This is a genomic window from Aeromonas sanarellii, assembly GCF_000820085.1.
GTDB lineage: Bacteria > Pseudomonadota > Gammaproteobacteria > Enterobacterales > Aeromonadaceae > Aeromonas > Aeromonas sanarellii.
In genome coordinates this window covers 1-23,681 of the sequence record NZ_CDBN01000073.1, presented here as the reverse complement: position 1 = coordinate 23,681, position 23,681 = coordinate 1, and the positions used below count along the sequence as shown (strand labels likewise).

The 23,681-nt window shown below is 62.7% G+C and carries 20 protein-coding genes, 1 rRNA gene and 1 riboswitch; of the genes, 9 read left to right on the top strand and 12 right to left on the bottom strand.

Annotation, left to right across the window (positions count from 1 at the left end):
- Positions 1 to 26 precede the first annotated feature (26 nt).
- Positions 27 to 2,180, top strand: a complete 2,154-nt coding sequence (gene pta / locus BN1132_RS13830) for a phosphate acetyltransferase (protein ID WP_042078283.1) — start codon at positions 27 to 29, stop codon at positions 2,178 to 2,180.
- 467 nt (positions 2,181 to 2,647) lie between these two features.
- Here pta and ilvN read toward each other — a convergent pair whose 3' ends face one another.
- From ilvN to BN1132_RS13805, 6 genes are all read right to left on the bottom strand, one after another.
- A complete protein-coding gene (gene ilvN / locus BN1132_RS13825; protein ID WP_010673160.1) occupies positions 2,648 to 3,142 on the bottom strand; it encodes an acetolactate synthase small subunit in 495 nt (164 codons plus the stop codon).
- Positions 3,142 to 4,860 carry an acetolactate synthase 3 large subunit gene (locus BN1132_RS13820; protein WP_042078282.1) on the bottom strand — a complete coding sequence of 573 codons (1,719 nt, stop codon included), beginning with the start codon at positions 4,858 to 4,860 and terminating at the stop codon, positions 3,142 to 3,144. The genes ilvN and BN1132_RS13820 overlap by 1 nt, the downstream gene beginning before the upstream one ends.
- Before the next feature lie 390 nt (positions 4,861 to 5,250).
- Complete coding sequence (locus tag BN1132_RS19700) at positions 5,251 to 5,403, bottom strand: hypothetical protein (protein ID WP_084202933.1); 153 nt, start codon at positions 5,401 to 5,403, stop codon at positions 5,251 to 5,253.
- A 35-nt stretch (positions 5,404 to 5,438) separates the two neighbouring features.
- On the bottom strand, positions 5,439 to 6,545 hold the full coding sequence (locus tag BN1132_RS13815; RefSeq protein WP_042078281.1) for an MJ1255/VC2487 family glycosyltransferase: 1,107 nt from the start codon (positions 6,543 to 6,545) through the stop codon (positions 5,439 to 5,441).
- Entirely contained in the window at positions 6,542 to 7,045 is a 504-nt protein-coding gene (locus tag BN1132_RS13810) for a phosphatase PAP2 family protein (protein ID WP_042078280.1), read from the bottom strand. The genes BN1132_RS13815 and BN1132_RS13810 overlap by 4 nt, the downstream gene beginning before the upstream one ends.
- A 126-nt stretch (positions 7,046 to 7,171) precedes the next feature.
- Positions 7,172 to 7,795 carry a TetR/AcrR family transcriptional regulator gene (locus tag BN1132_RS13805; RefSeq protein WP_042078279.1) on the bottom strand — a complete coding sequence of 208 codons (624 nt, stop codon included), beginning with the start codon at positions 7,793 to 7,795 and terminating at the stop codon, positions 7,172 to 7,174.
- Positions 7,796 to 8,200: 405 nt separating this feature from the next.
- Here BN1132_RS13805 and leuA point away from each other — a divergent pair, with 405 nt between their 5' ends.
- The 5 genes from leuA (at position 8,201) to BN1132_RS13780 (ending at position 14,113) form a co-directional block, all read left to right on the top strand.
- The gene (gene leuA, locus BN1132_RS13800; RefSeq protein WP_042078278.1) at positions 8,201 to 9,763 is read left to right on the top strand and encodes a 2-isopropylmalate synthase; all 1,563 of its coding nucleotides are present in this window, start codon (positions 8,201 to 8,203) and stop codon (positions 9,761 to 9,763) included.
- A 109-nt stretch (positions 9,764 to 9,872) separates the two neighbouring features.
- The gene (gene leuB / locus BN1132_RS13795) at positions 9,873 to 10,958 is read left to right on the top strand and encodes a 3-isopropylmalate dehydrogenase (RefSeq protein WP_042078277.1); all 1,086 of its coding nucleotides are present in this window, start codon (positions 9,873 to 9,875) and stop codon (positions 10,956 to 10,958) included.
- 27 nt (positions 10,959 to 10,985) lie between these two features.
- The gene (gene leuC / locus BN1132_RS13790; RefSeq protein ID WP_042078276.1) at positions 10,986 to 12,383 is read left to right on the top strand and encodes a 3-isopropylmalate dehydratase large subunit; all 1,398 of its coding nucleotides are present in this window, start codon (positions 10,986 to 10,988) and stop codon (positions 12,381 to 12,383) included.
- A 99-nt stretch (positions 12,384 to 12,482) separates the two neighbouring features.
- Positions 12,483 to 13,082 carry a 3-isopropylmalate dehydratase small subunit gene (gene leuD, locus BN1132_RS13785; RefSeq protein ID WP_042078275.1) on the top strand — a complete coding sequence of 200 codons (600 nt, stop codon included), beginning with the start codon at positions 12,483 to 12,485 and terminating at the stop codon, positions 13,080 to 13,082.
- 101 nt (positions 13,083 to 13,183) lie between these two features.
- Positions 13,184 to 14,113, top strand: a complete 930-nt coding sequence (locus BN1132_RS13780; protein ID WP_042078274.1) for a transglutaminase-like domain-containing protein — start codon at positions 13,184 to 13,186, stop codon at positions 14,111 to 14,113.
- An 87-nt stretch (positions 14,114 to 14,200) separates the two neighbouring features.
- Here BN1132_RS13780 and BN1132_RS13775 read toward each other — a convergent pair whose 3' ends face one another.
- Complete coding sequence (locus BN1132_RS13775) at positions 14,201 to 14,491, bottom strand: PilZ domain-containing protein (protein ID WP_042078273.1); 291 nt, start codon at positions 14,489 to 14,491, stop codon at positions 14,201 to 14,203.
- A gap of 91 nt (positions 14,492 to 14,582) precedes the next feature.
- A riboswitch (TPP riboswitch) is annotated at positions 14,583 to 14,673 on the top strand.
- A 99-nt stretch (positions 14,674 to 14,772) separates the two neighbouring features.
- On the opposite strand from BN1132_RS13775, the gene thiB reads away from it, so the two are divergent.
- The 3 genes from thiB to thiQ all read left to right on the top strand — a co-directional run bounded on the left by thiB (position 14,773) and on the right by thiQ (position 18,125).
- Complete coding sequence (gene thiB / locus BN1132_RS13770) at positions 14,773 to 15,753, top strand: thiamine ABC transporter substrate binding subunit (RefSeq protein ID WP_042078272.1); 981 nt, start codon at positions 14,773 to 14,775, stop codon at positions 15,751 to 15,753.
- Positions 15,729 to 17,357, top strand: coding sequence for a thiamine/thiamine pyrophosphate ABC transporter permease (gene thiP / locus BN1132_RS13765; protein WP_042078271.1), 1,629 nt, complete (start codon positions 15,729 to 15,731; stop codon positions 17,355 to 17,357). Before thiB ends, thiP begins: the two co-directional genes overlap by 25 nt.
- Before the next feature lie 63 nt (positions 17,358 to 17,420).
- On the top strand, positions 17,421 to 18,125 hold the full coding sequence (gene thiQ, locus BN1132_RS13760; RefSeq protein ID WP_042078270.1) for a thiamine ABC transporter ATP-binding protein: 705 nt from the start codon (positions 17,421 to 17,423) through the stop codon (positions 18,123 to 18,125).
- 69 nt (positions 18,126 to 18,194) lie between these two features.
- On the opposite strand, the gene BN1132_RS13755 is transcribed toward thiQ, so the two are convergent.
- From BN1132_RS13755 to rrf, 5 genes are all read right to left on the bottom strand, one after another.
- On the bottom strand, positions 18,195 to 19,565 hold the full coding sequence (locus BN1132_RS13755; RefSeq protein ID WP_042078269.1) for a PhoH family protein: 1,371 nt from the start codon (positions 19,563 to 19,565) through the stop codon (positions 18,195 to 18,197).
- Positions 19,566 to 19,771: 206 nt separating this feature from the next.
- On the bottom strand, positions 19,772 to 20,455 hold the full coding sequence (locus BN1132_RS13750; protein WP_042078268.1) for a TSCPD domain-containing protein: 684 nt from the start codon (positions 20,453 to 20,455) through the stop codon (positions 19,772 to 19,774).
- A 9-nt stretch (positions 20,456 to 20,464) separates the two neighbouring features.
- Positions 20,465 to 22,612 (bottom strand): adenosylcobalamin-dependent ribonucleoside-diphosphate reductase, encoded by a 2,148-nt coding sequence (locus tag BN1132_RS13745; RefSeq protein WP_042078339.1) that lies wholly within the window; start codon positions 22,610 to 22,612, stop codon positions 20,465 to 20,467.
- Positions 22,613 to 22,819: 207 nt separating this feature from the next.
- The gene (locus BN1132_RS13740; RefSeq protein ID WP_042078267.1) at positions 22,820 to 23,272 is read right to left on the bottom strand and encodes an early set domain-containing protein; all 453 of its coding nucleotides are present in this window, start codon (positions 23,270 to 23,272) and stop codon (positions 22,820 to 22,822) included.
- Between the two features lie 290 nt (positions 23,273 to 23,562).
- Positions 23,563 to 23,677 (bottom strand): 5S ribosomal RNA (gene rrf / locus BN1132_RS13735).
- Between the last annotated feature and the right edge of the window lie 4 nt (positions 23,678 to 23,681).

Sequence of the window (23,681 nt, the reverse complement as noted above, 5' to 3'; positions counted from 1 at the left end):
CCCAAAAAATGAACAAGGGGTAATAAGTGGCACGCACTATTATGCTCATCCCGGTCGGCACTGGTGTCGGCGTAACTTCCGTGAGTCTTGGCGTCGTTCGCGCCATGGAACGTCACGGTGTCAATGTCAGCTTCTTCAAACCGGTCGCCCAGCCGCGTCCGGGTGAAACCGGTACCGAGCGCTCCACCGCCGTGATCCGCGCCGCCGCCAACATCAACCCGCCCGAGCCGTTCGCCCTCTCCTACGCCGAGAACATGATCACCTCCAGCAACACCGACATCCTGCTGGAAGAGATCGTGGCCCGCTTCGAAGAGCACGTGAAGAGCAGCGGTGCCGAAGTGGTGGTGATCGAGGGCCTGGTGCCGACCGACAAGCAGCCCTTTGCCAACAAGCTGAACTACGACGTCGCCAAGGCGCTGGACGCCGACATGGTGTTCGTGACTCATCCGGGCAACGACTCCAGCCAGAAGCTCAAAGAGCGCATCGAGCTGGCCTGCTCCAACTTCGGTGGCGTCAGCAACCCGCGCATCGTGGGCTGCGTCATCAACAAGGTGGGTGCCCCGGTTGACGAGCACGGCGTGACCCGTCCCGATCTGACCGAGATGTTCGAGGCGCACCACCACGGCGCCGACACCGGCCACAACCTGGAAGTGTTGCAGGTGTTCGGCAAGAGCCCGCTGCGCATCCTGGGCTGCATCCCCTGGAACACCCAGCTGATCGCCCCCCGCGCCAAGGATCTCGCCAAGCACCTGGCCGCCAAGATCATCAACAAGGGCGAGCTGGACAGCCGCCGCCTGCAGACCGTGACCTTCTGCGCCCGCTCCATCCACAACATGATCGAGCACTTCCGTCCGGGCAGCCTGCTGGTCACCTCCGGCGACCGTTCCGACGTCATCGTCTCCGCCTGCCTGTCCGCCATGAACGGCGTCAAGCTGGGAGCCCTGCTGCTGACCGGCAACTATCATCCGGAACCCCAGGTGATGGCCCTGTGCCAGCAGGCCATGGCCACCGGCCTGCCGATCATGATCACCGGCACCAACACCTGGCAGACCGCCGTCAGCCTGCAGAACTTCAACGTCGATATCCCGGAAGATGACCGCGAGCGTATCGAGCTGGTGCAGGACTACGTGGCCGGCCACATCGACAAGCACTGGATCGAGTCCCTGACTGCCAAGTCCACCCGCTCCCGTCGCCTGAGCCCGCCGGCCTTCCGTTACCAGCTGACCGAACTGGCCCGCCAGGCCAACAAGCGCGTCGTGCTGCCGGAAGGGGAAGAGCCGCGCACCATCAAGGCCGCCGCCATCTGTGCCGAGCGCGGCATCGCCCGTCCGGTGCTGCTGGGCAACCCGGAAGAGATCCGTCGCGTCGCCGAACAGCAGGGCGTGGTGCTGACCGACCGCGTCGAGATCATCGATCCGGTGGCCGTGCGCGAACGCTATGTGGCCCGCCTGGTCGAGCTGCGCAAGAACAAGGGCATGACCGAAGTGGTTGCCCGCGAGCAGCTGGAAGACAACGTGGTGCTGGGCACCATGATGCTGGAGCGCAACGAGGTCGACGGCCTGGTCTCCGGCGCGGTACACACCACCGCCAACACCATCCGTCCGCCGATGCAGATCATCAAGACCGCTCCGGGTTCTTCCCTGATCTCCTCGATCTTCTTCATGCTGCTGCCGGATCAGGTGCTGGTCTACGGTGACTGCGCCATCAACCCGGATCCCACTGCCGAGCAGCTGGCCGAGATCGCCATCCAGTCCGCCGACTCCGCTGCCGCCTTCGGCATCGAGCCGCGCGTGGCCATGATCTCCTACTCCACCGGCACCTCCGGCGCCGGCGCGGACGTGGAAAAGGTGCGTGAAGCGACCGAGCTGGCCAAGGCCAAGCGTCCCGACCTCATCATCGACGGTCCGCTGCAGTACGATGCGGCCATCATGGAGAACGTGGCCAAGTCCAAGGCCCCGAACTCCCCGGTTGCCGGCAAGGCCACCGTGTTCGTGTTCCCGGACCTGAACACCGGCAACACCACCTACAAGGCGGTACAGCGCTCCGCCGAGCTGGTCTCCATCGGCCCCATGCTGCAAGGCATGCGCAAGCCGGTCAACGACCTCTCCCGCGGCGCCCTGGTGGACGACATCGTCTACACCATCGCCCTGACCGGTATCCAGGCAGCCCAGGCCGAGTAATCGCCTTTTCTGCCTGTCCCGTGAAAAACCCGCCGAGAGGCGGGTTTTTTTATGTCTGGTGGAAGATCTGTTGATCGGCAAGATCAGGACAGGATCCCGCCGGGATCCAAGGGCGGATCCCCATAGCCCCTGCCGCAAGGCGCGGACGATAAGCAAACACTCACACCCTCGCCAGAGGATTGCGCAAATGCGATCCAGCCGGGATCAACTTGAAATACCTCTTTAAGATCAAGCTACTAACGCCAGAAACACCGCTAATCTACAGAGTTTTCCACAGCTTTTGTGGATAGTTTACCGATCATTTGAAAGAAAATGACAGATTCGCTCAGCCCCCTCTTGGGCATGACGCCGAGGCATGCCCCTCTCGGGCAACAGGGAGGACTCGCCAGGCCGAAGGATACGCCCGGGGCAGACATGACAAAGGGCTCCGAGGAGCCCTTTGGAATACTATCGGACCGGATTCCCGATCAGGGGCGCAGTGACTTGTCCGCCCGGGAGATGCCGCAGACGCCGGAACGCACCACTTCGATGATCTCGTTGGTCTGGGCGGCGGTCTTGATGAAGGCGTCCAGCTTCTCGCTGGTTCCGACGAGCTGCACCGTGTAGAGCTCGGGGGTGACGTCCACGATCTGGCCGCGGAAGATATCCGCCAGCCGTTTCAGCTCATCACGGGCCCCGCCGGCGGCGCGGGCTTTCACCAGGGCGATCTCCCGCTCGATGTGCTCCCCTTCGCTCAAATCGCACACCTTGAGCACGTCCACCAGCTTGTGCAACTGCTTCTGGATCTGCTCCAGCACCCGCTCGTCCCCCATGGTGACGATGGTCATGCGAGACAGGGTGGGATCCTCGGTGGGGGCCACCGTCAGGGTCTCGATGTTGTAGCCGCGCTGGGAGAAGAGGCCCACCACGCGGCTCAGGGCGCCGGATTCGTTCTCCAGCAGTACTGAAATGATGTGTCTCATCAGGTTCTCTCCGTCTTGCTCAGCCACATCTCGTCCATGGCGCCGAACTTTATCTGCATTGGATAGACGTGCTCGTCCGGGTCAACCGAGATATCCATGAACACCAGCCTGTCCTTCATGGCGAAGGCCTTCTCCATGGCGCTCTCCAGCTCGGCGGGATCGCTCACCGCCATGCCGACGTGACCATAGGCTTCCGCCAGCTTGACGAAGTCCGGCAGGGATTCCATGTAGGAGTGGCTGTGACGGCCGCCGTAGAACATCTTCTGCCACTGCTTGACCATGCCCAGCGCACGGTTGTTGATGGAGATGATCTTGATGGGCACCCCGTACTGCATGCAGGTGGAGAGCTCCTGGATGTTCATCTGCACCGAGCCGTCGCCGGTAACGCAGCAGACCACCGCATCCGGATTGGCAAACTGGGCGCCCATGGCGGCCGGGATGCCGAAGCCCATGGTGCCGAGACCGCCTGAGTTGATCCACTGGCGCGGCTTGGCAAACGGGTAGTAGAGGGCGGCGAACATCTGGTGCTGCCCCACGTCGGAGGCGACGAAGGCCTCCCCCTTGGTCACCTTGTAGAGCGCCTCGATGACCTGCTGCGGCTTGATCAGGGTGGGATGGGTCTCGTAGGCCAGGCAATGGCGGGAACGCCACTGATCGATCTGGCTCCACCAGTCCGCCAGCACCTGCTTGTCGTTGTCGAAGCCGCACTCGCGGATCACTTCCAGCATCTGCTCCAGCACGGTATCCACCGAGCCGACGATGGGCACGTGGGCCTGCACCGTCTTGGAGATGGAGGTGGGATCGATGTCGATGTGCACCACGGTGGCATTGGGGCAGAACTTGGCCACGTTGTTGGTAACGCGGTCGTCGAAGCGGGCTCCCACGGCGAAGATGAGGTCTGCGTTGTGCATGCTCTTGTTCGCTTCGAAGGTGCCGTGCATGCCGAGCATGCCGATGAACTGCGGGTGGGTGCCGGGGAAGGCGCCAAGCCCCATCAGGGTGGTGGTCACCGGCAGGTTCAGCTGCTCCGCCAGCTTGGTCACCAGGTGATCCGCATTGGCGTTGATGGCGCCGCCGCCCACGTACATCACCGGACGGCTCGCCTCGGTCAGCAGCTTGGCGGCACGCTTGATCTGGCCCTTGTGTCCGGCCTTGGTCGGGTTGTAGGAGCGCAGGGAAACGGACTCGGGATACTGATAGGGGAACTTCTCTTTCGGATTCTGCACGTCTTTGGGCAGATCCACCACCACGGGCCCCGGGCGGCCACTGGCGGCGATGTAGTAGGCCTTCTTGATGGCCTCGGGAATGTCGCTGGCTTTCTTGCACAGGAAGCTGTGCTTCACCACCGGGCGGGAGATCCCGATCATGTCGGTCTCCTGGAACGCATCCTCCCCGATCATGCTGGTCGGCACCTGGCCGGACAGGATCACCAGGGGAATGGAGTCCATGTAGGCGGTCGCGATGCCCGTGATGCAGTTGGTGGCGCCGGGACCCGAGGTCACCAGCACAGTGCCCACCTTGCCGGTGGAGCGGGCGTAACCGTCCGCCATGTGTACCGCGGCCTGCTCGTGCCGCACCAGGACGTGCTCCATCTTGCCGTTTTCGAAGAGAGCGTCATAGATGTCGAGCACTGAGCCACCAGGGTAGCCGAATACGTGCTCAACTCCCTGATCTTCCAGCGCTCTAACCACCATCTGGGCGCCTGATAACATCTCCATGATAAAGCCCTCCAGGCTTTGCTCCGTTAAGCGAAAGCTATCGACAGTCCGCTGCTTCCCGGCAGCGCCGATCCGAGTCTTGTTGTTGTCTGCAGGCAGATCTGGCGAGTTCGGAGCCGTCGATAGTAGAAAAGTAGGGGTTTTCCATCATTCACCCAAAAAGCGGGTGAAAAACCAACTTAACCCGCCCGTGAACGCTTGTCCACGGCTTTGTCTGGCGAGAACAGTCAGAAATTTCAAACAGCCATTAACATTCAGTGACTTGGTCAGACGACCTGCAACAAAGAGGGGTGTATGGGGAACAAACCAGAGGATCATGCTACCAATCTGCGAAGAGACCAAAATAAACGGCCCACCCCCAGGGGGTGGGCCGTCAAAGACAGGCCAGTTTCACTGCTCGTCTTCGGGCTCCGCCAGCCAGATCTGCTGATCCGGGTCCGTCTCTTCGCAGACCGAGATGCTGACCCCCATGTCGATCAGCTCGTGCAGCGTCAGATTGTCCGCCAGGGTCATGGTGTCGCCGTTTTCATTGGTAAAGCGCATGTTGTCCGTCCTCTCCGTGATGGGATCAACTCAGTTTAGTCAAAGGCGCTGAGTTGGGATAACCAGGGTCGCGCCAGGGGGTTGCCCGCCAATTCGCTGAGCCGATCGCACACCTCCTCCGGGAAGAGAGTGCGGGCCCACAACCGGCGGGAAAGTGACTCGGTTTCTTCCACCGCCCCTGCGGCCAGCCAGTCCGCCAGCTCACCCGCCACATCGGGGTAGCACACCCTGCCGGGGGCTGGCGCATCCAGCCAGGCTCTCACCCCATTGGCATCCAGCGCCTCCATCAGCTGGGCCAGCCCCATCAGTTCCAGGGTCCTGCCGTTGGTCAACTGCTCGAACTGGCCGACCAGGGGTTTGACCAGCAGTTTCTTGCCCAGCGACAAGGCTTCGGACGCCAGCTCGAACCCCGCATTGCTGATGACGCCGCGGCAACCCGCCAGCGCCTGTTTGAACCCCTCCCTCGCCTGGGGCTCGAAGCGGATGTTGCGCCACTGGCTGGCACTGCGAATGGCCGGATGAAAGCAGACGAAGCGCTGCTGGCTGAAACGCGACAGCAGGGCCGCGATGGCCTCGGTCTGCTCGAACGGCAGATAGACCAGGATCTGCTGGTTGTCTGGGGTCGGCGCCAGAGGATCTATGATGGGCGGCAGCAGGGGCTGGCCGAAGTGAAACCAGTGCAGGCCAAGTGACCGGCTCACCGGTGCGAAATGACGCATCAGCTGGTGATTGAAGCGGCTCTCTCCCCAACGCGGAATGGGCCAGTCGAAGCTGGCCTGATGGCTGATGGTGAGGCTGGGCTTGCCCCAACGCCGGGCGGCATGGGCCGTGATCGGCTCGAAGTCGCTGATGACGAGATCGTAGTCGCGGCAGTCGAGGGCGTGCAGATCCTGCCAGAAACGCAGGGGCGAGAGACCCTTGAGGGTACGCCAGCCCGAGATGCGCCCCTGATGGCTGGCGAAGGTAATACCGGGAAAGGTGCGATAGTCCCCGAATTCCCCCATCTCGAAGTAGCCGTCGGCGGCACGGCCGCTGAACAGGTAGTCGACCTCGATCCCCCTGGCTTTCAGCGCCCTGGCCAGCGTACGGCTGCGACTGATGTGGCCGTTGCCGGTCCCCTGCACCCCGAACAGTATTCTCATCCCTGGCTCCAGCCGAGCGCCCAGAGGGCGCAACCGCCGCCGAGCAGGGCGCCGGCCACCAGATCGCTGAGATAATGCACCCCGAGCAGCAGGCGGGAGGCGCCCACCAGCGTCGCCCAGACGAACAGCCATGGAGCCCAGCCTGGGAAGCCCGCGGCCAGCACGGTCGCCATCAGGAAGGCCGCCGCCGTGTGACCGGATGGCAGGCTGTAGCGATCGGAGGGAGTGATGAAGACAGGCAGGCCCGCCGGGCGCTGGCGCCTCAGGGCATTCTTGAGCAGCAGGTAGAGCGGCAGCTCGAGGGCAAAGGCCCACAGCGCCGTCTGCACCACGGCTCGCCCGCTCTCTCCCTGCCACCAGAGCAGGGCCGCCAGTACCCCATAGAGGGGACCGTCGCCGGTACGGGAGACGAACCGGCTGATACTGGCCTGCGGCCGGTTGTAGGGATGGAGCAGGCAGACACGGCACACCCGCAGGTCCCATTGCTGGATCTTGTTCATCACGCCCCCTTCCCTTGAGTCTTGGATGCAGACTAGGGGAGCGGCGTGACACTTCGTTGACGTTCAAATAACAGATCGATGAAAAAAGGGCCCTGCGGCCCTGTTTTCATCGATTTCCGGCACACCTCAGTTCAGGGAACCGCGCAGACCGTTCTCCATCAACTGGCAGTTGTGGGCCGCCAAGCGGCTCATGAAGCTCTCGTCCACTGTCAGACCGAACACCTGCTCGTAGAGATCCTTCATCACGAACGGCTGCCACATCATGCTGAGGAAGGAGATTTTCAGCATCTCGGGATCCAGGTTGTCCGCCAGCTGGCCGTTGGAACGCATGGTATCGAGCAGGGCATCGAACTGGGGAAGCTGGCGTTCCAGTAGACGGTTCAGCACAAAATCCCGCCCCGGGCTCTTCTCGGTCGACAATGCGCTGGAGATGGCGGAGGTCAGCTCGCTGTTCGGCGCCATCACCTGGTAATAGGTGTTGAGCAGATCGGTCAGGCTGCGATTGCTGCTCTCGTCGTGCCAGGCCTGATCCAGCGGCTCGGCCACATCCCCCAGCACCGCCTTGTAGAGACCTTCCTTGCTGCCGAAGTAGTAGTGGATCATCGCCAGATTGGAACCGGCCAACTCGGCAATCTCGCGGGTCGTCACCTTGCTGTAGGGGGTGTTGAGAAAACGTTCGCGTGCGGCGGCAAGCAGCTTGTCACGAATGTCGGAACGTCCGACCGGACGGCCAGGTCTGCGTTTTTCCATGGAATACCTCAGATAATTCAGCAAGGGCTGATAAGTCGATCTGATTGTGCGGGTGATCGAGTACAGCAGGAATGACCAGATAATCAGGCATGAACCGAATATGGGACAAGAGAATTTGCACTCCTTTACAATCCGATTAAATAACCCAGTGAATTGAACCTGTCCGTTCAGGTTGACACAGCATAAAAATCTCGATATTGGTAGTAGCGTTATCGACTGGAAGGATTGAATCATCATGCGTATTGCCGCCCCGCTACTACTGCTCTCCCTAATCGCGACTCCTCGCGCGGGATCCTTGTAGCCGGGCTAAGGCATAGCCGGAATTTACAGAAACCCGTGCACCCCGCACGGGTTTTTTTATGCCATGCAGGATGCACGCACCGAACTTAGGAAGAGGGAAGTCACATGTCAGATCGAGTCATCATATTCGATACCACCTTGCGTGATGGCGAGCAGGCGCTGTCGGCCAGCTTGACGGTCAAGGAGAAGCTGCAGATTGCCCAGGCGCTGGAACGGCTCGGTGTCGACATCATGGAAGTGGGTTTCCCCGTCTCCTCCCCCGGCGATTTTCAATCGGTGCAGACCATAGCCCGCCACATCAAGAACAGCCGGGTCTGTGCCCTGGCTCGCGCCCTGCAAAAAGACATCGACGCCGCCGGCGAGGCCTTGAAAGTGGCCGAGGCGTTTCGCATCCACACCTTTATCTCCACCTCATCGATTCATGTGGAGAGCAAGCTGAAGAAGAGCTTCGAAGACGTGCTGGAGATGGGGGTCGGCGCCATCAAGCACGCCCTGCGCTACACCGACGACGTGGAGTTCTCCTGCGAGGATGCGGGTCGTACACCGATTGACAACCTCTGCCGCATGGTGGAGGCCGCCATCAAGGCCGGCGCCCGCACCATCAACATTCCGGACACCGTGGGCTACACGGTGCCGACCGAATTTTCCGGCATCATCCACACCCTGTTCAACCGGGTGCCGAACATCGACAAGGCCATCATCTCGGTGCACTGCCACGACGATCTGGGCCTCTCGGTGGCGAACTCCATCGGCGCCGTGCAGATGGGGGCCCGCCAGATCGAGTGCACCATCAACGGCATCGGCGAGCGGGCGGGCAACTGCTCCCTGGAAGAGGTGGCGATGATCCTGAAAACCCGCGCCGACCTGCTCGGGGTGCACACCAACATCCGCCACCACGAGATCCACCGCACCAGCACCCTCGTCAGCCAGCTCTGCAACATGCCGGTGCAGCCCAACAAGGCGATCGTCGGGGCCAACGCCTTCTCCCACAGCTCCGGCATCCATCAGGATGGGGTGCTCAAGGCAAAGAACACCTACGAAATCATCACCCCCGAGAGCATCGGCCTCACCCAGAACAACCTCAACATGACCTCCCGCTCCGGTCGCCACGTGATCAAGCACCGCATGGAGTCCATGGGCTACGCCGAGAGCAGCTACGACCTCGACGATCTCTACGCCAAGTTCCTGGTCCTGGCGGACAAGAAGGGGCAGGTATTCGACTACGACCTGGAGGCCCTCGCCTTCTTCAGCCAGATCCACGAGGAGCCGGAGCACTTCAAGCTGGAGTACCTCGGCGTGCAGAGCGGCAGTTCAGTGCTCGCCACCGCCTCGGTGAAGCTGAAGGTAGGCCAGGATCTGGTGTGCGAAGCCGCCACCGGCAACGGCCCGGTGGATGCGGTCTACCAGTGCATCAATCGCATCACCGGCTACGAGATCCGCATCGACAAATACGAACTCAAGGGCAAGGGCGAGGGCAAGAACGCCCTCGGCCAGGTGGACATAGTCGCCGAATACAAGGGGCGCAAGTTCCACGGCATGGGGCTGGCCACCGACATCATCGAATCCTCGGCCCAGGCCTTGGTCCACGTGATCAACAGCATCTGGCGCGCGGATCAGGTGGCCGAGCAGATGGAACGCAACCACACCATCAGATCGGAAACCGTCTGAGCCCGCCGCCGGACGAGATGACAGCACAACATCGGGGGCAAGGGTCAGGGCGAAGGCACGGACCTACCTCCCGGATAAAACGGAATAACACTATCAAGACGGAGAGAGTATGAGCAGTTATCGGATCGCGGTATTGCCGGGTGACGGCATTGGCCCGGAAGTGATGGCCGAGGCCATCAAGGTGCTGGAAAAGGTGCAGGCCAAGTTCGGCTTCAATCTCGACTATGACCGTCACGACGTGGGTGGCATCGCCATCGACAATCACGGCACACCGCTGCCCCAGAGCACGATCAAAGGCTGCGAAGCGGCCGATGCGGTGCTGTTCGGCTCGGTCGGTGGCCCCAAGTGGGAACACCTGCCGCCCAACGATCAGCCGGAGCGCGGCGCCCTGCTGCCCCTGCGCGCCCACTTCAAACTGTTCTGCAACCTGCGTCCGGCCCGCATCTACACCGGTCTGGAGCAGTTCTCTCCCCTGCGTGCCGACATCTCGGATCGCGGCTTCGACATCGCCTGCGTGCGCGAGCTGACCGGCGGCATCTACTTCGGCCAGCCCAAGGGGCGCGAGGGTGAAGGCGCCACCGAGAAAGCCTTCGACACCGAGGTGTACCACCGCTTCGAGATCGAGCGCATCGCCAAGATAGCGTTCGAGTCGGCCCGGGTGCGCAAGGCCAGGGTCACCTCCATCGACAAGGCCAACGTGCTCGCCTCCTCCATCCTGTGGCGCGAGGTGGTAAACGAGGTCGCCAAGGGTTATCCCGACGTCGAACTGAACCATATGTATATCGACAACGCCACCATGCAGCTCATCAAGGATCCGTCCCAGTTCGACGTGCTGCTCTGCTCCAACCTGTTCGGTGACATCCTCTCCGACGAGTGCGCCATGATCACCGGCTCCATGGGCCTGCTCCCCTCCGCCAGCCTGAACGAATCCGGCTTCGGCCTGTTCGAGCCGGCCGGCGGCTCCGCCCCGGACATCGCCGGCAAGGGGATCGCAAACCCCATCGCCCAGATCCTCTCCGCCGCCCTGATGCTGCGCTACAGCCTCGGCCAGGAAGCCGCCGCCCAGGCCATCGAGCAGGCCGTGGCCCAGACGCTGGCAGAAGGTTACTTCACCGCCGACCTGCACCAGGCCAGCGCCAAGCACCCGGTACAGAGCACCGCCGACATGGGCAGCCAGATCGCCGCACGCATCTGACGCCACCAGATAACAAGGAAGAGAGCAATGTCCAAGACCCTCTATCAGAAAGTGTTCGACGCCCACGTGGTGCGGGAAGTGGAAGGGGAAACCCCCCTCATCTACATCGACCGCCACCTGGTGCATGAAGTGACCAGCCCCCAGGCGTTCGACGGCCTGCGGGCCATGAACCGCCAGTTGCGTCGCCCGGATCTGACCTGGGCCACCATGGATCACAACGTCTCCACCACCACCAAGGACATCGCCGCCTCCGGCGAGATGGCCCGCATCCAGATGGAGACCTTGGCCGCCAACTGCAAGGAGTTCGGGGTCCGCCTCTACGATCTCAACCACAAGTACCAGGGCATAGTCCACGTGATGGGTCCCGAGCTCGGCATCACATTGCCCGGCACCACCATCGTCTGCGGTGACTCCCACACCGCCACCCACGGCGCCTTCGGGTCGCTCGCGTTCGGCATCGGCACCTCCGAAGTGGAGCACGTGATGGCCACCCAGACCCTTAAGCAGGGCCGCGCCAGGACCATGCGGATCTCGGTCAATGGCAAACTGAGCGAGGGCATCAGCGCCAAGGACGTGGTGCTGGCCATCATAGGCCGGGTCGGCCACGCCGGCGGCACCGGCTATGTGGTGGAGTTCGCCGGTGAGGCCATCGAAGGGCTCACCATGGAAGGGCGGATGACGGTGTGCAACATGGCCATCGAGCTCGGCGCCAAGGCCGGGATGATCGCCCCCGACCAGACCACCATCGACTACATCCGCGGCAAGGAGTTCGCTCCCAAGGGCGAGGCGCTTGAGCAGGCCATCGCCTACTGGCAAACCCTCAAGAGCGATGCCGATGCCAAGTTCGATGCCGAAGTGGTGCTGGACGCCGCCGACATCGCCCCTCAGGTCACCTGGGGCACCAACCCGGGCCAGGTCATCGCCGTCAATGAGCCCATCCCGGCGCCGGAATCCTTCACCGACCCGGTGGAGCAGCAGTCCGCCCGCAAGGCCCTCGCCTACATGGACCTGCAACCGGGCCAGAAGCTCTCCGACGTCGCCATCGACAAGGTGTTCATCGGTTCGTGCACCAACAGTCGCATCGAGGATCTGCGCGCTGCCGCCGCCATCGCCCGTGGCCGCAAGGTCGCCGCCGGGGTACAGGCCCTGGTGGTGCCGGGCTCCGAGCAGGTAAAGGCCCAGGCCGAAGCCGAGGGGCTGGACAAGATCTTCATCGAGGCAGGCTTTGAGTGGCGTTTGCCCGGCTGCTCCATGTGTCTGGCCATGAACAACGACCGGCTGCAACCGGGGGAGCGCTGCGCCTCCACCAGCAACCGCAACTTCGAAGGGCGCCAGGGCCGCGCCGGCCGCACCCACCTGGTGAGCCCGGCCATGGCTGCCGCCGCCGCCGTCACCGGCCGTTTCGCCGACATTCGCGCGCTGTAAGAGGGGTTGAGGATGAAAGCATTCAAACAACACGGACGGCCCTTCGCCGTCACCGACATCATCTTCGCCGACATTCGTGCACTGTAAGAGGGAACGTACATGACAGGTTTCAAACAGCATAAAGGGATCGTCGTCCCCCTCGACAGCGCCAACGTCGACACCGACGCCATCATTCCCAAGCAGTTCCTGCAGAAGGTGAACCGCATCGGCTTTGGCAAGCACCTGTTCCACGACTGGCGCTTCCTGGACGATGCAGGGGAGCAGCCCAACCCCGAGTTCGTGCTGAACCAGCCGCAATTCGCCGGTGCCAGCATCCTGCTGGCCCGCGAGAACTTCGGCTGCGGCTCGAGTCGCGAGCACGCCCCCTGGGCGCTGGCGGACTACGGCTTCAAGACCATGATCGCCCCGAGCTTTGCCGACATCTTCTATGGCAACGCCATCAACAACGGCATGGTGCCGGTTCGTCTGAAGGAGGAGGAGATCGACGCCCTGTTCCAGCTGGTCGCCGCCCAGCCGGGCATCGAGATCGAAGTGGATCTGGAGGCCAACCAGGTGCGGGCCGGTGCGCTCACGTTCGGCTTCGAAATCGACGAGTTCCGCCGCTACTGCCTGCTCAACGGGTTGGATGCCATCGGTCTGACCCTGCAGCACGAGACTGCCATCAGTGCCTTCGAGGCGAAGCAGCCGAGCTGGATCTAGGCGCAAGTCGCCACAACGAGTAGCATCCACAGGGAGCCCAGGCTCCCTGTTTTATTCTCAGTCCCGCCCAGGCACAGTGGGCTCACCGACAGGAAAGGATGATGAAGACGACCCGCCCCCTCCCCCTGCTGCTCAGCCTGCTGCTTGCCCTGCCGGCCAGTGCAGGACAGACCCATTTTGGCAACAATGGGGGCCTGCTCAGCGTCGACTGGCAGGACAGGGAGGGCCAGGCGCAGCAGCTCGGTTACCGGCTGGAGCCGGGCAAGCTGCCACCCCTCATCGCCTATCGCCCGGCCCGCATGCAGGAGGAGGTGTTGCAGCGCCTGCTGCAACAGGCCGCCACCGAGTTTCCCGAGGTGCAGTTCTCCCTCGTCCGCCCCGGCATGACCCTGAGCCTCAAGAGCCGCAACGCCGACAAGGCGAGGGAAGCCTCCCAATGGGTCAAGCCGGAGCAGGCCAGGCTGGAGCAGGAGTGGCTCAAGCAACACTATTTCCAGCCGTTCACCACTCCCGACGGCGCCCCCGCCATCAAGCAGGATCATGTGCGCATCGCCCTGGAGAGCCGGTCCGAGCTGGCGCCGCTCGCCGAGCAGCTCAAGCAGCAGGGCACCACGGAGACCGAGGCGCGCCAGAAGACGGTGGTGTACATCCTCGACTTCATCCAGGCCATTCCCTATCAGCTGCTCGACAGCCAGTCGGGGCGCTCGGGCAAGGGCTTTTTAAGCCCGCGCCAGGTGCTGGAGCAGAACCGGGGGGATTGCGACAGCAAGGTGACCCTGATGGCCGCCCTGCTGGCCCAGCTCTTCCCCGAACTGAAGCAGGCCATGGTGTTCGTGCCGGGTCATGCCCTGCTGGGGGTGGCCCTGCCGGCCGGGCCCGGGGATGCTACCCTGAGCCACGAGGGTGAAACCTATCTGCTGATGGAGCCGACCGGCCCGGCCCAGCTCCCCATGGGCCAGCTCGCCCCCGCCAGCCGGGTTCTGGTCGACAGCAGGCAGCTGAGTGTACAGCCGGTGCTGGCCAGCCAGTGAGGCATCTGCCCGCGGGCATTGACGTTAACAGGGGAAACCGGCCAGCACGGGGTTGGCCGATGACGGGGGCTGAATGAGGCAGGCGCCTCAGGCCAGGGATTGGAACTCCAGGGCCAGCAGGAGGCCATCCTCCTCCTCCAGCACCCGCACGATGCGGGCCTGGGCCTCGAAGGGGGGCAGCAGGTTGCTGCTGGTGGCCAGGCTCACCCGGATGGGCTGCTCCGGATCGAACCCGTGTTCATTCACCTCGACGCCCATGCCGTTGGCGCTGAGATCCCGGCAGATCCCCTCCAGCACCTGTTCATGCTGGAACAGGGTGACGGGGGCATTGATGACCATGCGCTGGAAGGCTCGTCTTTCCTTGGTGCTGGTAATCACTTGGGGCTTCCTCCTCGGTGGTGGCGCGCACGATGCGGCCCGTGAAACATAGTGCTGGCCTCCCCCCAGGAACGCCAATACAATGCGGAGCGTTGCTCAAACGGGGTGCGGTTTACCGCTGAGATTATACCCGTGAACCTGATCCAGATAATGCTGGCGGAGGAATTTGAGGCATGGCGCGCGTTTTTGCGCCCTCATCCGCTGGCCCTCACCACACGAGACGTGCCATCGATGAGCAGCCCGCTGCCCATGGCACCTCAGGACCCACAGGAGTGCCATTGATGAAGACCCTGCTGTTGCTCGCCACCGGCCTGCTCTCTGCCCAGGCGTTTGCCGCCGACACCCTCACCGTCTACACCTACGGCTCCTTCGCCGCCGAATGGGGGCCGGGTCCCAAGATCAAGCCAGCGTTCGAGAAGGAGTGCGGCTGTACCCTCAACCTGGTGGCGCTGGAAGACGGCGTCGCCATCCTCAACCGGCTGCGGCTGGAAGGGCAGCACAGCAAGGCCGACCTGGTGCTGGGGCTGGACGATGCCCTCATCAGCGAAGCCAAGCAGAGCGGCCTGTTTGCCCCCCACAAGACCGAACTCGCCACCCTCAAGGTGCCCGGTGGCTGGCAGGACGACACCTTCGTCCCCTATGACTACGGCTACTTCGCCTTCGTCTACGACGGCGGCAAGCTCAAGCAGCCTCCCAAGAGCCTGAAGGAGCTGGTGGAGCGCCCCGATCTCAAGGTGATCTACCAGGATCCCCGCACCTCCACCCCGGGTCAGGGGCTGATGCTGTGGATGAAGTCCGTCTATGGCGCCCAGGCACCCGCCGCCTGGGCGCAGCTGGCCAAGAAGACAGTCACCGTCACCAAGGGGTGGTCCGAGGCCTACGGCATGTTCCTCGATGGCGAGGCGGACATGGTGCTCTCCTACACCACCTCCCCCGCCTATCACCTGATCGCCGAGAACAAGCCCCAGTACCGGGCTGCCGCGTTCGAGGAGGGGCACTATCGCCAGGTGGAGGTAGCCGCCAAGCTCAAGGGCACCAAACAGGACAAGCTGGCGGACCAGTTCCTGCAGTTCATGGTCAGCCCCGCCTTCCAGAACGAGATCCCCTCCGGCAACTGGATGTATCCGGTGACAGACGTGGCGCTGCCCAAGGGTTTCGAGCAGATGATCACCGTCACCAGGCCGCTCGCCTTCACTGCCGATGAGGTGGCCGCCAACCGCAAGGGGTGGATCCGCGAATGGCTGCAAGCCGTCACCCAGTGAGACCTCACGCTCGCCCGCTCTGGTGGCTGCCCGGCAGTGCGGCCACCAGCCTGATCCTGCTGTTGTCCCTGGGGCCGCTCGTGGCCCTGTTGTGGCAGGCCGGCACCCTGTCGCCCCGCACCCTGATGGCCGATCCCTACCTGCGCCACGTGCTGGGCTTCAGCCTCTGGCAGGCCCTGCTCTCCACCCTGCTGAGCTTAGCTATCGCCATCCCGGTGGCGCGAGCCCTGGCGCGGCGCCGTTTTCGCGGCCGCCGCCTGCTGCTGAAATTGTTCGGCCTCTCCCTGGTACTGCCCGTCATCATCGCCATCTTCGGCATGGTGGCGGTACACGGCCGCCAGGGGTGGCTGCCGCAACTGCTGCACGGCCTGGGCCTGGACCCCGGCAACTATCTGTACGGCCTGTTCGGCATACTGCTGGCCCACGTCTTCTTCAACATGCCGCTGGCCGCACGTCTCATCCTCCAGAGCATAGAGAGCATCCCCGAGTCCTCCTGGCGCCTCGCCAGCCAGCTCGGCATGCGCTCCTCACATATCTTCCGCCTGCTGGAGTGGCCGCTCATCCGCGCCATACTGCCGGGGCTGGCCAGCCTCATCTTCATGCTCTGTTTCACCAGCTTCACCACAGTGCTGGCCCTCGGCGGCGGCCCCAAGTCCACCACCCTAGAGGTGGCCGTCTACCAGGCCCTGCGCTTTGACTTCGACCTCGCCACCGCCGGCGGACTCGCCCTGGTGCAGCTGCTGCTGACCCTGGTCCTGCTCCTGCTGCAGCACAAGTTGCAGACCACACCGGCCAGCCGGATCGAGAGTCGCCGCCCCTGTCTGAGGCCGGATCGCCGCCAGGCGGGCACCCTCTGGGTGGATCTGGCCGCGCTCGGCCTCGGCCTCGCCATCTTCCTGCCGCCGCTGCTGGCCATCGTCGTCGCCGGGTTCAATCCCGGCCTGCTGACGGCGCTGGGGTCACACCAGCTGTGGCAGGCGGGGGGCCAGTCGCTCGTGATCGCCCTCGCCGCCGGCTCCCTGGCGACCCTGCTCGGCGCCGGCCTGCTGCTCACCAGCCGTCACCTGAGGGTGCGGGATCGCAAGCGGCGGGCCGCCGCCCTGTGGGAGGCCAGCGGCTCCATGATCCTGATGATCCCGGCGGTGGTGCTCTCCACGGGCCTCTTTATCCTGTTTATGCCGTTCGCCGATGTCTTCGCCCTGGGGCCCTGGCTGGTGGTGCTGGTCAACGCCCTGATGGCGCTGCCCTATGTACTGCGCACCCTCAGCGCCCCCATGCAGCTGGTGGTGCGCCAGTACGATCGGCTGGCGGACAGCCTGGGGGTGCGCGGCCTGCATCGCCTGCGTCTGGTAGAGTGGCCCCTGCTGCGCCGTCCGCTGGCGCTCGCCATGGCCCTCTCGATGATACTGTCCCTCGGGGATCTAGGCGCCATCGCCATGTTCGGCAGCCAGACCCTCACCACCCTGCCCTGGCTGCTCTACCAGCAGCTCGGCAGCTACCGGCTGACCGAGGCGGCCGCCACCGCCCTGCTGCTGCTCACCCTCTGCTTCTCCCTGTTCTGGCTGGTGGAGCGGGGGCTAGGAGGAAGAAATGTCGATCATTGATACCCAGTCCCTTGTTCCCATGTCTTACGTTCTGGCTGGTGGAACGAAAGACGGGAGGAAAGCATGCTGATCATTGACGAGCTGATCACCAGCTACCCGGATTGGCGGGTCAGCTTTACCGCCACCCTGCCCAGGGGAGAGATCACTGCCCTCATCGGTCCGAGCGGCGCCGGCAAGTCCACCCTGCTCGGCATGATAGCGGGCTTCGTCCCGGTGGAATCCGGCACCCTCGCCTTCGACGGTCAGGATCTGCTGCCGCTCGGCCCCGCCGAGCGCCCGGTCACCACCCTGTTCCAGGATCACAACCTCTTCCTGCACCTGTCGGTATTCGACAATATCGCTATCGGCCTGCACCCCGGCCTGCGGCTGAGTGCCCCCCAGCGGGCACAGGTGATCGATGCGGCCGGACGGGTCGGTCTTGGCGAGATGCTGAGCCGCCTGCCTGAGCAGCTCTCCGGCGGCCAGCAGCAGCGGGTTGGGCTTGCCCGCGCCCTGGTGCGGGGCAAGCCCCTGCTGCTGCTGGACGAGCCCTTCTCGGCGCTAGATCCCGCTCTGCGCCGGGAGATGCTGGCGGAAGTCGCCCGTCTCGCCTGCGAGCAGGGCATCACGGTGCTGATGGTGTCCCACAACCCTGAGGATGCCCAGCTGATTGCCGATCAGGTGCTGTTCGTGGACGAGGGGCGCATCGCCTTGCAGGGGACTCCAGACATACTGCAAAACAGCGATCACCCGGGGCTGCTGCGCTACCTGGGTCGCGCGCAGGGATAACGAGGCCAAGGGGATCAAAAAAGGGGAAGCCGGACGGCTTCCCCTTTCTCATGCAGAGATTACGTTAAATCAGAGATTTTCCTCGGCGAAGGAGGCGAGCCGGCTGCGCACCACCCCGTTCAGGAAGATGTTGGCACTGCCGTCGAAGTCCTTGAAACGCTCGACTATGTAGGTGAGACCCGAGGTCACCGGGCTCAGGTAGTTGGAGTCGATCTGGGCCAGGTTGCCGGAGCAGACGATCTTGGTCCCCTCGCCGCAGCGGGTGATGATGGTCTTGATCTGGGAGGCGGTCAGGTTCTGGCACTCGTCCAGCAGCACGAAGGTGTTCTGGATGCTGCGCCCGCGCATGAAGTTGACGGATTTGAACTGGATATTGGCCTTCTCCATGATGTAACTCAAGGACCCGCTCATGTTCTCGTCCTGCTTGTGCAGCACTTCCAGGGTGTCGGTCACCGCCGCCAGCCAGGGCATCATCTTCTCCTCCTCGGTGCCGGGCAGGAAGCCGATACTCTCGGCGATCTCCGGGGTATTTCGGGTGACGATCACCTTCTCGTAGATCCCCTTCTCGATCACCAGCTCCAGCGCGGCCGCCATGGCGAGCAGGGTCTTGCCACAGCCCGCCGGGCCGGTCAGGATCACCAGGTCAATGTGTGGATCCAGCAGGGCATCCAGTGCCATGCCCTGATAGACGTTCTTGGGGTGCACCCCCCAGGCCTTGCGGGACATCAACCGCTCGCGACCAAGATCTTTCAGGCGGATCTTGTTGCCGTCGTGGCTCAGCACCCTGGCTGCAAAGAAGTTCTCCTCGTCCAGCAGGTACTGGTTGACGTGCACGCCCTCCAGCAGATTGGCGTCGATGACGTGGACCGTATCGCGACCATGGGTCTCGCTGTCGCACTCGCCGACCCGCTCCCAGAAGCTGCCGGGCACCACCTGGAAGCCTTTGGCCAGCAGACGGATGTCATCGATCAGCTGGTCGCTGCGATAATCCTCCACGTGGGCAAGTCCAGCCCCCTTGGCCTTGAGGCGCATGTTGATGTCTTTGGTGACCAGCACCACCTGGCGCTTCATCTCGTGTTTTTGCAGGTAGAGGGCGGCGTTGATGATGCGGTTGTCCGCCTCCTTGTCGGTGAACACCTCGGCATCCTGGGGCAGATGGTGATCGCTGAAGATGGAGATATGGCCGCTCGCCTCACCGGCCAGCGCCACCCCTTGCACTATCTGCTCGGGGGTCGCGTCACGGAATACGTCCTCCAGGGCGCGGATGGCGATGCGGGCATCGCGGCTGACGTCCTTGTGGCGATCCTTGATGTTGTCGAGCTCTTCCAGCACCGTCATGGGGATGAGCACGTCGTGCTCTTTGAAGGAGTAGATGGCGAGGGGTTCGTGAAGCAGAACGTTGGTATCCAGGATAAACAGCTTTCGGTCCGTGTTGTCCATAAGCATCCTCCTTGGCACTGAAGGTGCCACGTGTGTGAATCTCAGATGTCATTGAAACCACACGGCCGTGACAGTTTTATTACCCCCAACGCTACGCCCGAATTTACCAGCACGCAACAAATCGCTGCCGCCATAGGCGTCGTTCGAACATAAAAGCGGCAATGAAAAGGCCGGCATTGCGCCGGCCTTCTCTCGCTGTCAGCGGCTCAACCGCACTTGGAATCGCCGCAGTTGAGGCAGGTCATGCAACCATCCTTCAGCACCAGCGCCTTGGTGTGGCACTTGTAGCAGAGCGCCGCACCGGGCGGAAAACCGCTCCCCGCCTGCTGCTCGTCGGCCTGTTGCTGGGCTTTCAACTCAGCCTGTTTTTCGGCGAGAAACGCCTGCTGGTGCTCGTCCAGCCCGGGCACCTTGAGCATGCCGATCTCGGTGAGGTGGGTTTCGATCACGTTGCCAATCTCGGCAATCAGCGACGGCACGTACTTGCCCTTGTTCCAGTAGCCCCCCTTGGGATCGAACACGGACCTCAGCTCCTCCACCAGGAAGGTGACATCCCCTCCTTTGCGAAACACAGCCGAGATGATGCGGGTCAGCGCCACTATCCACTGGTAGTGTTCCAGGCTCTTGGAGTTGATGAAGATCTCGAACGGGCGGCGCGTCTCGTGCACAGTGCCCTCGTTGAGAATGATGTCGTTGATGGTGATAAACAGCGAGTGCTCGGAGACATGCTCCGGCGTCTTCAGCTTGTAGGTGGTGCCCATCAGCCGCTCAGGGCGCAGCACCGTTTCGTGCATATGCACCACGTCATCCTCGGGGGCCGGCGCTTCTTGCGGCTCATCCCGGGTTTTCACCTTGTAGGCGACGATTTTCCTGTCGATCTTCTTGACCATGATCTGTTCTCAGAATTTGCCGTAATAGCCTTCTTTCAAGGCGTCGTAGAGGTTGGCGGCGGTGTGTAGCTCGCCATCGTATTCGATCTCTTCGTTCCCTTTCGCCGTGATGACGGAGCCATCCTCCAGGGTGAACTCGTACTGAGTGTTCTCCAGATCCTGCTCCTTCACCAGCACCCCCTGGAAGGCCTCGGGGTTGAAGCGGAAGGTGGTGCAGCCCTTGAGGCCGGAGTCCGAGGCATAGAGATAGATATCCTTGAACTGCTCGAACGGGAAATCGGTCGGCACGTTGGCGGTCTTGGAGATGGAGGAGTCAATCCAGCGCTGGGCGGCGGCCTGGATGTCCACGTGCCCGGTCGGGCTGATGTCGTCGGCGGTGATGAAGTAATCCGGCAACCGGCTCCCCTCATCCTCCCCATAGGGCATGGCCCCCGGGTTCACCAGCTCGCGATAGGCGAGCAGCTCAAAGGAGTAGACGTCCACACTCTCCTTGCTCTTCTTGCCCGGCTTGATGACGTTGCGGCTGTAGTGGTGGGCGAAGCTCGGCTCTATGCCGTTGCTGGCGTTGTTGGCCAGCGACAGGGAAATGGTTCCGGTCGGCGCTATGCTGCTGTGGTGGGTGAAACGCCCGCCCACCTCGGCCAGCTCGGCCACCAGGGCGGGATCCACCTCGGCCACCTGCTGCATGTAGCGGCTGTAGCGGGCGTGCAGCACCTTGCCCTTCACCTTGTCGCCGAGCTTGATGCCGTCCGCCGCCATCTCGGGGCGCAGGCGCAGCATCTTGCCGGTCACCTCGAACTCCTGCTCCATGATGGGCGCCGGGCCCTTCTCCTTCGCCAGACGCAGAGACTCCTGCCAGCCGGTCATGGCCAGCTCCTGGGAGACCTGCTCGGTGAAGGCGATGGAAGCCGCGGAGCCGTATGTGAGCCGCAGCATGGTGAGGGTCGAGCCCAGGCCGAGGAAGCCCATGCCATGGCGGCGCTTGCTGAGGATCTCCTCGCGTTGCTGAGGCAAGGGCAGCTGGTTGATCTCCACCACGTTGTCGAGCATGCGGGTGAAGATGGCCACCACCTTGCGAAACGCGGGCCAGTCGAAGGCTGCCTGTTCGGTAAAGGGGTCACGCACGAAGGTGGTCAGATTGACCGAGCCGAGCAGGCAGGCGCCATAGGGCGGCAGGGGCTGTTCGCCGCAGGGGTTGGTGGCGCGGATCTCCTCGCAGAACCAGTTGTTGTTCATCTCGTTGACCTTGTCGATCAGGATGAAGCCGGGCTCCGCATAGTCGTAGGTGGAGGTCATGATGACGTTCCAGAGCTTGCGCGCAGGCAGGGTCTTGTAGACCTTGCAGGCCACCTGGCCCAGCTCGTTGATGACCACCCCCTCCTTGTTGGGCCAGTCCGCCCAGATCACCCTCGCGGGGTCATCCAGCGCGATGCCGTCCTGCTCCACCTCCTTGGCGGTGTAGGGGAAGATCAGTTGCCAGGGGGCATCAGCCTTCACCGCGTTCACGAACTCTTCGGTGATGAGCAGGGAGAGGTTGAACTGGCGCAGGCGACCATCCTCCCGCTTGGCCTGGATGAATTCGACCACGTCGGGATGACGGATATCCATGGTGCCCATCTGGGCGCCACGACGACCACCGGCAGAGGAGACGGTGAAACACATCTTGTCGTAGATATCCATGAAGGAGAGCGGCCCCGAGGTATAGGCCCCCGCTCCCGAGACGAAGGCTCCGCGCGGTCGCAGGGTCGAGAAGTCGTAACCGATGCCGCAACCCGCCTTCAGGGTCAGCCCCGCCTCGTGCACCTTGCCGAGGATATCGTCCATCGAATCTTCAATGGTGCCGGACACGGTGCAGTTGATGGTGGAGGTCGCCGGCTTGTGCTCGAAGGCGCCGGCGTTGGAGGTGATGCGGCCCGCCGGGATGGCGCCGTTGCGCAGGGCCCAGAGAAAGGGCTCATACCAGGCGTCAGGTTCACGCTCTTGCGCCGCCAAGGCACGGGCGACCCGCTGGTAGGTCTCGTCGATGGAGCCGTCGATGGGCGTACCGTCTTTGCTCTTGAGGCGATACTTGCTGTCCCAGATCTCGAGGGACGTCTCCTGCAGGGGGATCTGGCGGGCGGCGGTGACACCCTCCAGCACAGGGATGGATTTGGCCATGTTCAATCAACCTCATATGAATGCAGCAGCATCTCGATGTCAAAAACACTACTAATAGTGAATGTTTACACCACAAACACAATATATAGTAATTCTGTCGTGATAAGGGTGCAGATTCTATCCTAAAAAAATGCCCCGGCCAGCAGATTTCTGGGCCAGGGCATTCAACCGGTTCAATTCCCGAGAGATTTAACGCGAAGGGCTTTCTCAGGGTTTCTTGACGTATACGCTCGGTGTCTCTCCAGCCATATTCAGATAGAACTCGTAGACGCCATCCGCATCCGGTGAGAACTTCATGTCCTCATACTTGGAGCACGGGTTGACCGGTACAGGTTCCCCGCCGAGCACGGCAACGCCATCGCTCGGGCTCTTGTAACCGAAGTTGGTGCCGCAGCTCCAGCCGGAGTCGGCAAACTTGAACTTGTAAGGAGCCCACTCTTTCTTGAGTGTGCCCTTGGCCATGTAGAGCTTGTCAGCCACCTTGACCACCTTGCTCTCATCGGTCGCCATCCAGTCGTTCATCTCACCACGAAGGTAGATGGACTTGCCGCCGAAGTCGCTGTTGTCCGCCGCTGCCTGCTCTGCACCACCATTGGATGCGCAACCGCCTAATACCAGGGTTCCCGCCGCCAGCATCATCGTTACTGTTCTTTTGAACATGTGTCCATTCCTCAAATTATTGTGATTCCTTGGCCCAATCGAATGTGGGCAGACGAATTAAAGCAGAGCGGGACCGGCAAGAAAGGTAGGGGTATCACATTCTGTGCTTTTTATATCCAGCACACGGCGCCGATGGATAAATATCGAACAGAAAACCAGGTAGGTTGTTGGATCGCAGATGGTACGCAGCAAGAGTGATGGGGAGTGCGAAGGGCCAAGACCAGCCAATCTGGCTGATTCTGAAACAATAAAAAACCCCGCTCAAATGAGCGGGGTTCTTCGTGTTGGGAGCCTGGCAGTGTCCTACTCTCGCATGGCGAATGCCACACTACCATCGGCGCTACAGCGTTTCACTTCTGAGTTCGGCATGGGGTCAGGTGGTTCCACTGCGCTATTGCCGCCAGGCAAA